This window comes from Aequorivita sublithincola DSM 14238, assembly GCF_000265385.1.
In the GTDB taxonomy this organism is placed as follows: domain Bacteria; phylum Bacteroidota; class Bacteroidia; order Flavobacteriales; family Flavobacteriaceae; genus Aequorivita; species Aequorivita sublithincola.
In genome coordinates this window covers 3,050,285-3,061,971 of record NC_018013.1, presented here as the reverse complement: position 1 = coordinate 3,061,971, position 11,687 = coordinate 3,050,285, and the positions used below count along the sequence as shown (strand labels likewise).

At 36.4% G+C, this 11,687-nt stretch carries 7 protein-coding genes; 3 read left to right on the top strand and 4 right to left on the bottom strand.

The window, feature by feature from the left end; translation table 11 throughout:
* Nucleotides 1-8: 8 nt before the first annotated feature.
* Complete coding sequence (locus AEQSU_RS14040) at nt 9-389, bottom strand: hypothetical protein (protein WP_014783538.1); 381 nt, start codon at nt 387-389, stop codon at nt 9-11.
* A gap of 105 nt (nt 390-494) precedes the next feature.
* On the bottom strand, nt 495-3,050 hold the full coding sequence (locus tag AEQSU_RS14035; protein ID WP_014783537.1) for an ATP-dependent Clp protease ATP-binding subunit: 2,556 nt from the start codon (nt 3,048-3,050) through the stop codon (nt 495-497).
* A gap of 257 nt (nt 3,051-3,307) precedes the next feature.
* On the opposite strand from AEQSU_RS14035, the gene gyrA reads away from it, so the two are divergent.
* Nucleotides 3,308-5,863: a DNA gyrase subunit A gene (gene gyrA, locus AEQSU_RS14030; RefSeq protein WP_014783536.1), complete on the top strand. Its 2,556-nt coding sequence runs from the start codon at nt 3,308-3,310 to the stop codon at nt 5,861-5,863.
* A 10-nt stretch (nt 5,864-5,873) separates the two neighbouring features.
* On the top strand, nt 5,874-7,133 hold the full coding sequence (locus AEQSU_RS14025; protein ID WP_014783535.1) for a tetratricopeptide repeat protein: 1,260 nt from the start codon (nt 5,874-5,876) through the stop codon (nt 7,131-7,133).
* A 212-nt stretch (nt 7,134-7,345) separates the two neighbouring features.
* Here the strand turns inward: AEQSU_RS14025 and AEQSU_RS14020 are convergent, their stop codons facing one another.
* Both AEQSU_RS14020 and AEQSU_RS14015 read right to left on the bottom strand, forming a co-directional pair.
* Nucleotides 7,346-8,095, bottom strand: a complete 750-nt coding sequence (locus AEQSU_RS14020; protein WP_014783534.1) for a C40 family peptidase — start codon at nt 8,093-8,095, stop codon at nt 7,346-7,348.
* Between the two features lie 25 nt (nt 8,096-8,120).
* Nucleotides 8,121-9,299, bottom strand: a complete 1,179-nt coding sequence (locus AEQSU_RS14015) for an acetyl-CoA C-acyltransferase (RefSeq protein ID WP_014783533.1) — start codon at nt 9,297-9,299, stop codon at nt 8,121-8,123.
* Between the two features lie 129 nt (nt 9,300-9,428).
* Here AEQSU_RS14015 and AEQSU_RS14010 point away from each other — a divergent pair, with 129 nt between their 5' ends.
* The gene (locus AEQSU_RS14010; protein ID WP_014783532.1) at nt 9,429-11,474 is read left to right on the top strand and encodes an HD family phosphohydrolase; all 2,046 of its coding nucleotides are present in this window, start codon (nt 9,429-9,431) and stop codon (nt 11,472-11,474) included.
* Nucleotides 11,475-11,687 lie beyond the last annotated feature (213 nt).

Sequence of the window (11,687 nt, the reverse complement as noted above, 5' to 3'; positions counted from 1 at the left end):
TAAGATTTCTATCTAGAATAAGGATTTTCAATCATTTCAACTATCCAGATTTTCGCGTCTTCTATATTTGTAAAATGTTTTAATGGTTTTTTTAGGAAAAGTTTTTCAACTTCCAAATTGGTAGCTTTCATTCCATCAGGTGATACTACTGCAAAGGCTACAAGGTTTTGAATTTCCGAAGTTTTTAGATAAATCATCGGATTGACCGCATAACTATTTTTGCGATTTGTAATGTATCCAAACTTTTTGTCTTTAAAATATTTCTCTGCCAAACTTTCTAAATCGGCATTATATTCTGGTTTTACAGTAATGCCTTCTTTCATGACTACTATCACAAAATATTTGTAGATTTCAACCAATCCAAATTCAAAATATACAGCATCAATCATAAGAAATAAATTTATTGGAGATGCAATTTAAACATTTTCAAGACTTTAAAATAAAAAAAATCCCCAAGTGTTAGTTGAGGATGATTAAAGATATGACAATTGAAATTAAGATTCTGTTGTTTTTTTCTGTTTTTTAATTTTTATTGTTAGCTCATTTGTAGTTTCGTCAAGATCCATCGTTATGGCATCACCTTCTTGCAAACTGCTGTTTATGATTTCTTCTGCCAAAGCATCTTCAATATATTTCTGAATAGCCCTATTTAAAGGTCTTGCACCGTATTGCTTATCAAAACCTTTGTCTGCAATATAGTCTTTCGCCTTTTCAGTAAGTTTAAGTTCATATCCTAAATCTGAAATACGAAGGAACAATTTATCCAACTCGATATCTATAATTTTGTGAATATCCTCTCTTTCTAAAGCGTTGAAAACCATTACATCATCAATTCTGTTTAAGAATTCTGGTGCAAACGTTTTCTTTAAAGCATTTTCAATGACACTTTTGGTGTGTGATGATTCTTGATCTTTTTTTGCTGAAGTTCCAAAACCAACACCCTGTCCAAAGTCCTTAATCTGACGAGCTCCAATGTTGGAAGTCATAATTATAATTGTATTTCTGAAGTCAATTTTTCTTCCGAGACTATCAGTTAAATACCCATCGTCCAAAACTTGAAGCAACATATTGAAAACATCTGGATGTGCTTTTTCAATTTCATCTAAAAGTAAAACTGCATAAGGCTTTCTTCTTATCTTTTCAGTTAATTGACCACCTTCTTCATAACCCACATATCCTGGAGGTGCACCAACCAAACGTGAAATGGCGAATTTCTCCATATATTCACTCATATCAATACGAACCAGCGCAGTGTCGGAATCAAACAATTCTTTGGCAAGTACTTTTGCAAGTTGTGTTTTACCAACTCCGGTTTGTCCTAAGAATATAAAGGAACCAATCGGTTTATTAGGATCTTTCAATCCTGCACGGTTACGTTGAATTGCTTTCACAACTTTGGCAACAGCTTCATCCTGACCGATTACTTTTCCTTTGATTCGGTCGGGTAGTGCGGCAAGTTTTTTACTTTCCGTTTGTGCAATTCTGTTTACGGGCACGCCCGTCATCATTGAAACTACTTCTGCCACATCTTCTTCAGAAACGGTCTCTTTGTGAAGTTTTGAATCTGCTTCCCACTGTTCTTGTTGAACGGCTAGTTCTTTTTCAAGATTTTTCTCGTCATCGCGAAGTTTTGCGGCTTCTTCGTATTTCTGCTTTTTTACAACAGTGTTTTTAAGTTCACGCACTTCTTCCAATTGTTTTTCAATTTGAAGAATTTTTTCTGGAACATTAATATTGGTAATGTGGACACGAGAACCAGCTTCATCTAAAGCATCAATCGCTTTGTCTGGAAGAAAACGCTCAGTCATATATCTATTGGTAAGCTTTACGCAGGCATCAATGGCATCATCTGTATAGATTACATTGTGGTGCGCTTCATACTTGTCCTTAATATTTTTAAGAATTTCGATTGTTTCGTCAACGGTAGTTGGTTCAACCAATACTTTTTGAAAACGTCTTTCTAAGGCACCATCTTTTTCAATATACTGTCTGTATTCATCAAGAGTGGTTGCACCTATACATTGTATTTCGCCTCTAGCCAATGCTGGTTTGAACATATTTGAAGCATCCAAAGAACCTGTAGCGCCACCAGCGCCAACGATAGTATGGATTTCATCAATAAAAAGAATAATATCATCATTCTTTTCAAGTTCGTTCATTACGGCTTTCATACGTTCTTCAAACTGGCCACGATATTTGGTTCCAGCCACAAGGCTTGCTAGATCTAAAGTTACCACTCTTTTGTCATAAAGAATACGTGAAACTTTTCGTTGAATTATACGAAGTGCTAAACCTTCGGCAATGGCGGATTTACCAACACCTGGTTCTCCAATCAACAATGGATTGTTCTTTTTTCTTCTACTTAAGATTTGTGAAACACGTTGTATTTCGTTTTCACGACCTACAACAGGGTCTAGTTTTCCTTCTTCTGCCATTGCAGTAAGATCTCTTCCGAAGTTATCCAAAACAGGTGTTTTAGATTTCTTGTTCGTTTTTGCAGTAGTTCCAGCAAATAAATTTTCCTTGCCAGCATCTTCTGCAGAAGTGTCGTCGTCATTTGGAAACGCTTCAGCACTTGGAGTAGGGTCTATATAATCGTCGTCGTTTGTTATCATAAGTTTAAATTGGTCTTTAACTACATCATAGTCCACCTTCATTTTATTTAACAACTTGGTTGTTGGGTCATTTTCATTCCGAAGAATACACAATAGCAAATGTGCAGTATTTATGGAGTTGCTTTGAAACAACTTTGCTTCCAAAAATGTTGTCTTCAGCGCTCTTTCTGCTTGACGGGTTAAGTGTAGATTCTTTTTATCGTTCGTATTTGCAATCACTCCAGGGTTTGCTGGACTTAGTATTTCTACTTTTCTGCGTAAATGACTTAAGTCTATAGCAAGTGCATTCAGAATAGTTAATGCTTTGCCGTTTCCATCTCTTAAAAGTCCGAGCATTAGGTGCTCCGTACCAATAAAATCGTGGCCTAAACGCAAGGCTTCTTCTTTGCTGTATGCAATTACATCTTTTACTCTGGGGGAAAAATTATCATCCATATTTTATATATTCAATCTTCTTTATAACTACTAAATTAACCAAAATAGGGCAAATACTGTTCCTAAATGATTGATTTTAGTAAAAGGACAAAATATATAGTAGAATCCAAAGAATAAACACCGATACTTATTAACGATTTTAACCCCCAAATTTGTTAATAAATACTTGAATAACGAATGGCAAAAACCCCTGTTAAGCCTACGAAAAAGTGTATCTTGCTCCATTAGTTTATTAACAATAAATAATCCTATTTTTTATGGCTGAAGGTGATAAAATAATCCCTATTAACATTGAAGATGAAATGAAATCTGCCTACATCGATTATTCGATGTCGGTCATAGTGTCACGTGCGCTGCCAGATGTTCGCGATGGAATGAAACCTGTACACAGAAGGGTTTTGTTCGGAATGCACGAACTGGGTATTAGAGCTACGGGCGCACATAAAAAATCCGCCAGAATTGTTGGGGAAGTTCTTGGTAAATATCATCCACACGGTGATACTTCTGTTTATGACGCAATGGTGCGAATGGCTCAAGAATGGAGCCTTCGCTATATGCTAGTTGACGGACAAGGTAACTTCGGATCGGTAGATGGTGATAGCCCAGCGGCAATGCGATATACAGAAGCAAGAATGCAGAAAATTTCTGAAGACATGCTTGCGGATATTGATAAAGATACTGTTGACCATCAGTTAAATTTTGATGATACTTTAAAAGAACCAACTGTTCTTCCAACCCGTGTTCCGGGACTTTTGATTAATGGAGCAAGTGGAATTGCTGTAGGTATGGCAACAAATATGCCGCCACACAACTTAACTGAAGTGATTAACGGGACTATTGCATACATTGAAGACAACGATATAGACATCGATGGATTGATGCAGCACATTAAGGCTCCAGATTTTCCAACAGGTGGAACTATCTATGGTTATGAAGGTGTTCGCGAAGCATTCCACACAGGTCGTGGCCGTGTAGTAATGCGAGCTAAAGCAACTTTTGAAGAAGTTCAAGGACGAGAATGTATTATCGTTACTGAAATTCCATATCAAGTGAATAAAGCGGATATGATTAAGAAAACCGCTGATATGGTGAACGATAAGAAAATCGAAGGCATATCAAATATCCGAGATGAAAGTGATAGAAATGGAATGCGTATCGTTTACATTTTGAAGCGCGACGCTATTCCAAACATCGTTCTTAATACCTTATATAAATACACGGCATTGCAATCCAGTTTCAGCGTGAACAATATCGCGTTGGTAAAAGGAAGACCACAAATGCTGAATTTGAAGGAACTTATTCACTATTTCGTAGAGCATCGTCATGAAGTTGTTGTTCGTAGAACCGAATATTTACTTCGAAAAGCAGAAGAACGAGCACATATTTTAGAAGGATTAATTATTGCTTCAGATAATATAGATGAAGTCATTAGATTGATTCGCGCATCTTCAAATGCCGATGAAGCCAGAGAGCGATTGATTGAAGCGTTCAAACTTTCAGAAATACAAGCCAAAGCGATTGTTGAAATGCGTCTTCGCCAGTTAACTGGTCTAGAACAAGACAAACTTCGCACTGAGTACGAAGAATTGATGAAAACAATTCAAGGTTATAAAGATATTCTTGCAAGCAAAGAGCTTAGAATGAAAATTATTACTGAAGAACTTGAAGAAATTCGAGCAAAATATGGTGATGAGCGTCGTTCTGTTATTGAATATGCAGGTGGCGATGTTAGTATTACAGATTTAATTGCAGATGAGCAGGTGGTTTTAACCATTTCGCACGCTGGTTATATTAAACGTACTTCACTTTCAGAATATAAAACTCAGCATAGAGGTGGTGTTGGCCAAAAAGCTTCGGCTACGCGAAATGAAGATTTCTTAGAACATCTTTTCGTGGGTACCAATCACCAATATATGTTGTTCTTCACCCAAAAAGGAAAATGTTTCTGGATGCGTGTTTTTGAAATTCCAGAAGGATCGCGTACTTCTAAAGGTAGAGCAATTCAAAACCTAATAAATATTGAACCAGATGATAAAGTAATGGCTTTTATCTGTACCCAAGATTTAAAAGATGAAGAATACGTAAACAGTCATTATGTAATTATGGCTACCAAGAAAGGACAAGTTAAGAAAACGCCTTTAGAGCAATATTCTAGACCAAGAACCAATGGTATAAATGCTATTACCATTCGTGAAGGCGATGAATTGCTTGAAGCAAAACTAACTACAGGTAACAGCCAAGTTATGCTAGCCGTTCGCTCTGGAAAAGCCATTCGTTTTGAAGAGGAAAAAACCAGATCTATGGGACGTAACGCTTCCGGTGTTCGTGGAATTAGACTTGGTAATGAAAAAGACGAAGTTATTGGTATGATTGCCGTAAACGAAAATGATTCAGACATATTAGTTGTTTCCGAAAATGGATACGGAAAAAGGTCATCTATTGATGATTACCGAATCACTAACAGAGGAGGAAAAGGAGTGAAAACTATTAATATTACCGAAAAAACTGGTAAATTAGTCGCCATGAAAAACGTAACCGATGATGATGATTTAATGATTATCAACAAATCTGGGATCGCCATTAGAATGGGCGTTGCAGATCTTCGCGTTATGGGCCGCGCCACTCAAGGTGTTCGACTTATCAAAGTTAGGGAAGATGATGCCATTGCAGCAGTTGCAAAAGCAATGAAAGACGATGATGAGGACGAAGTTGAAGTTGAAAATGAAGTTGAAGAAAACGGCGAGAGCACTGATGAAAACAATAATGGCACAACTCTTGACAATAACGAATCTCAAACCGATAATAACGAATAAACTTTAAAACATGAAAACACGAATTTTAATAACAGGACTAGCGTTTGTATCTGCTATTTCATTTGGACAAAAAAAGGAAATAAAAAAAGCTGAAAAAGCGATAAAATCAAATGAATATAGTGAAGCGCTAACCTATTTAAGCGAAGCAGAACCAATGCTTGGTGCCGCAGATAATGATATTAGAGCACAATTTTACGCTGCAAGAGGAGAAGCCTTATTGGGATCTGGGGGATCAGATTACAAAAAATTAAAAGGTTCTGCTGAAGCATTTAGCAAAGCTTTGGAATTGAATCCAAAAATGAAAGATCAGTTAGCTGCTCCTTTGCAAAATCTTAGAGCTGCTTTAATTAATGGTGCAATAACAGACCAGAATGCTGAGAACTATAAATTGGCGACGGACAAACTTTACACTAGCTATATGGTGAGCAATGATGCGTCTGATTTATACTATGCGGCTGGAAATGCTGTGAATGGCAAGGATTATGACACAGCCATAAAATATTATCAAATGATTTTGGATTCTGGTTACACTGGTGTAACAGAGGAATTTGTTGCAACGCGTAAAGAAACTGGAGAAGTGGAAGCTTTTGATAACGAAAATGTGCGAAACATAGCCGTTAAATCTGGCGAATTCATCAAACCAGAAAAACGTGTTTCTGAATCTAAAAAAGGGGAAATTCTTCGAAACATGACCCTTATATATATTGAGTTGGGAAATAATGAAAAGGCAGTAGAGCTTATGAAAGTTGCTCGTGCGGAAAGCCCAAACGATGTATATTTAATGCGCGCAGATGCAGATATGAGCTATAAAATGGGTGATGTTGAAAGATATAATGAGCTAATGAACAAAATCGTAGCGTCAGACCCAGAAAATCCAGAAATTTATTTCAATCTTGGTGTTGGTAGTGCTGAAATAGGCAACAAAGAAAAAGCAATTGGATATTACAATAAAGCATTAGAGTTAAAACCTGATTATGAAGGCGCACTTATCAATATTGCTGTTTTGATGCTTTCTGGTGAAAGTGTTTTGGTTGAACAAATGAACGGCTTAGGAAATTCTTCAGCAGACAACAAGAAGTATGACGCGCTAAAACAAGAAAGAAATGATCTTTATAGCGAAACAAAGCCATATTTAGAAAGAGCTTTAAAATTAAGCCCTAATAACTCAGAGGTAATAAGAACCTTAATGAACATTTATAGCCAACTTTCTGATGATGCTAATTACAAAGCAATGAAAGCGAAACTTGATGCTATAGAAAAGAAAGGATAACAAAAAGTTTACAATATCTATTAATCAAAACCTCTGAAATTTCAGGGGTTTTGTTGTTAATAGTAATGACTTAGGACTATAAAACTTAGGACATAAGGCTAAATCGGCCAACTCTAATCAAGGAAGTTCAACTTCCTAAAAATTTCCAGTTCTTCCGAGATTATCCTACTACCTATGTCTTTTTGTCTTAGGTCTTGTATATAAACTTTAGCTTAAACAATTCTCTTTATTACTCGAAGTTTGTGAGTGTGGTTACGCAATTCATAATTAAAAATTCCGCTGTGGTCCAATCTATCAATGCGTACTTTTCCGTGAGCGTGGATTATGTAGTTGTCTTCCATTATAATGCCAACGTGAGTTATTTTTCCTTCTTCATTGTCGAAAAAGGCTAAATCTCCTGGCTCGCTTTCTTCAATAAAACTTAGTGCTTCGCCTTGTGTTGCTTGTTGGCTGGCGTCGCGAAGTAGTTTATAACCGTTAAGTTTGTACACCATTTGTGTGAAACCGCTGCAATCAATCCCAAAAGGAGATTTACCACCCCATAAGTAGGGCGTGTTTAAGTAGAGTAGGGAAGTTTCAATTAAATTTTTCTTCGGAAGAATTTCAGAAACAAATTTTCCTTCAAATTTTTGTTTTAAATATTCCGTGGCTGAAATAGTACTTCCTAAGCAAATAGAGAAAAGCTGACTTTCAGAAGAAATAACAAAATCAACCAAGTCCGACGAAAGTTTAAGTTTCGCTTCATCAAAATCTGAATAGTCTTCTTCAGAAATAGATACAAATTGTTTATTATCTATCCAACCTTCATATTTATCAAAAGCCAAACGGATACGGCTCCATTTTTTGCGGGTTTCCAGTATTTTGAAATGTTCGCCATAAAGTAGCTGCGTCACCATTTCGCTCGCATCGGAAGCCTCGGCTCGAATTGGGACAATACTTAAATTGCAAATACCGTAATCCATTCAGAAAAATTTGAGAATATACGGTTTAGATTCTTTCAATTACCATTGCAGAAGCACCACCACCGCCATTACAGATTGCTGCGGCACCAATTTTAGCATCGTTTTGTTTCAATACATTTAGAAGTGTAATCAAAATTCGAACGCCGCTGCAACCAAGTGGATGGCCTAAAGAAACGGCTCCACCATTTACGTTAACGTTACTGTCATTCAATCCCAAAATTTTCATGTTGGCAAGACCAACTACTGAAAAAGCTTCGTTAAATTCAAAATAATCAACATCTTTTATATCAATCCCAGCTTTCGCAATTGCCTTTGGAAGTGCTTTAGCTGGAGCTGTAGTAAACCATTTTGGTTCCTGTGCAGCATCTGCATAACCTTTAATATATGCCAATGGAGTTAGTCCTAATTCTTTCGCTTTCGCTTCACTCATTAAAATCATTGCACCAGCACCATCATTAATTGTGGAAGCGTTGGCAGCAGTTACGGTTCCATCTTTTGTGAAAGCAGGACGTAAAGAAGAAATCTTGTCCATTTTTACGTTTTTATATTCTTCATCTTCGGAAACTATAACAGGTTCGCCACGACGTTGTGGAACTTCAACTGAAATTACTTCTTCGTCAAACTTTCCATCAGCCCAAGCTTTTGCAGAGCGTTCGTAAGACTTTACTGCGTAAGCATCTTGGTCTTCACGAGAAAAATTATATTCTGTAGCACAAAGATCTGCGCAGGTTCCCATCGCATTATGGTCGTAAGCATCTACCAAACCATCTTTTTGCATACCATCAATTAAAGTAGCTGGACCAAATTTTGTTCCGTTGCGCATATGCACATAGTGTGGAATGTTACTCATACTTTCCATTCCGCCAGCAACTACGATATCTGCATCGCCAAGGGCAATTGTTTGCGCGGCTTGCATAACGGCTTTCATACCAGAAGCGCACACTTTATTAATAGTTGTAGCAGGAACGGAGTCTGATAACCCAGCGCCAAGAGCGGCTTGTCTTGCAGGAGCTTGGCCCACGCCAGCCTGAACCACATTGCCCATAAAAACTTCCTGAACCAAAGAAGGATCAAGGTTTATTTTTGCTAAAGCTCCTTTAATCGCTGCAGAGCCCAATTGGGTTGCGGTAAGTGATGAAAGGCTTCCCATAAAACTTCCTATAGGTGTTCTTACTGCAGATACTATAACTACTTTATTACTCATGCTACTGTTTTTTAATTTGAAATAAGGACTGCGAAATTACGGATTTCCATCTTAAAAATCAATCTTTGTAGGTATTGGTTTTGGGATAACTCGTTCCTTATTTATACCTTTACTCCAAGTAATCATTTTATGAAGAACCTTTTATCATTGTTCGCAAAAAACCAATCTCTTATTTATAAGGTTTTTCTTTTCATAATTTCCACACTTTTAGTTATTTATCTCCTACCGAAGGGTGGGCAGTTTAAGTATAATTTTCAGAAAGGAAAGCCTTGGCAGTATGAAAATTTGTATGCGCCTTTCAGTTTCACTATTAAGAAAAACGAAGATACACTGAAAAAGGAGCGCGAAGAAATACGCGCCAATGCGATACCTTATTTTGAATATGACAGTGATGTGGAGGGAATTGTTTCTGAAAATTTCCGAAGCAATCTTGAAATGAAATACATAGACAGTCTCTACAAAACTCCAGAAAGAACTGTTGAAAGATTGGGAGTCTCCTTTATTGCTGAAACCTATAAAAACGGTGTTACTGACGAAATTCATTCCTATGATGGTGATAAACTCATCTATTTAAAAAATGGAAACGAAATAGCAGAACGTAACTATTCACAACTCTTCAAAAAGGAAAACTTAAATAAAAAGGTACGCGAATTAGTTGAAAAGAATAAAGTTGAAGACGTTCAAGTGCTTCTGTATAGTATATTAAATGAAGTGTTTGAATCTAACGTAAAGTTGAATTCAAAGTTAACAGAATCGGGGATAGATGCTGAGATAAAAGCACTTAACCCTAACCGTGGCGTCATTGAAAAAGGCGGGCGTATTATCGCGAAAGGAGAAGTTGTAGAAGGCGATAAGTTTCAAATATTAGAATCCTTGAAAGCAGAATTTGATAGTCAGATTTGGAGCAAAAACAATTATTTGTGGCTTTTAGTGGGCTATTCGATGTTGGTTTCGCTAGTGTTTTTGATGCTTTTTCTTTTTCTAAGAAATTACAGACCAGAAATTTATAACAATAATACCAAAGTTACTTTTATATTTTTTAACATCTTTTTGATGGTTTTCCTTACAACTGTGGTGCTTAGAGTGCATGCGGATTATGTATATGTAGTGCCCATTTGTATTTTACCTCTAATTCTGAAAGCATTTTTCGACCCGCGAGTTGGGCTATTTGTACACGTTTTAACGATTTTACTTCTTGGATTCATTGTTCCTAATAGTTTTGAATATATGTTCCTGCAGTTTATAGCTGGGATTGTTACTATTCTTACCGTTTCAGAATTGTACAAAAGAGCGAACCTTTTTATCTCAGTAGGACAAATAACGTTAATATACATTCTTGGTTATTTCGCCTTCTTTGTAATTCAGGAAGGAAACATACAAACAATGGAATGGCAGAATTTTCAATACTTCATTCTTTGTGGTTTGGCGACCTTGTTTGCACATCCGCTGATTTATTTTTATGAAAAAATCTTCGGTTTGGTTTCAGATGTTTCCTTGTTGGAATTGAGTGATACCAATTCAAAATTGCTGAAAGAACTTTCAAACAAAGCTCCAGGAACTTTTCACCATTCCCTAAACGTAGCTAATCTAGCCGAAGCCGCAGCAAACGAAATTGGCGCCAACAGTATGCTGGTTAGGGTAGGAGCGCTTTATCACGATGTTGGTAAAATGCTGAATCCAACTATGTTTACTGAAAATCAGGCGAATTCCATCAACACTCACAACGAACTTGATCCAAAAGAAAGTGCCAAAATAATTATAGATCACGTAATAAAGGGAATTGAAATTGCTCGAAAAAACAATCTTCCAGACCGAGTTATTGATTTTATAAGAACCCATCACGGAACTAGTTTGGTTTACTATTTCTATAAAAAGGAGCGGGATCAGCAAGGAGCGGCAAACAAGGAAGATTTTATTTATCCTGGTCCGATACCTTTTTCCAAAGAAACAGCGATTTTGATGATGGCAGACAGCGTGGAGGCTGCTAGTAAGAGTTTAAAGGAACCTTCATCTTCAATTATAGATGAATTTGTTGAAAAGATAATCAACAATCAAATGGCGCAAGGGCAGTTTCTGAATGCCAATATTACCTTCAAAGAAATTGAGACCATCAAAAAAGTGCTAAAAAAGAAACTTAATAATATCTATCATCTACGAGTAGAATATCCTGAATAAGCTTATAATTAAGTTATTCTCCTTCAAATTATTATATCTGACTTTAAAATATCTCATTTAGCTAAATGAACCCTTCACACAATGCATTAGTTTTAATGCATTAAAATATTTTATGTATATGATATAAAATATAAATAAAAATTAATGAAAAGGTTTTTGGACATTTGTCCCGTTGATAAATAGTTATCAGCGTGAAAATTTGAATTTTTAAAA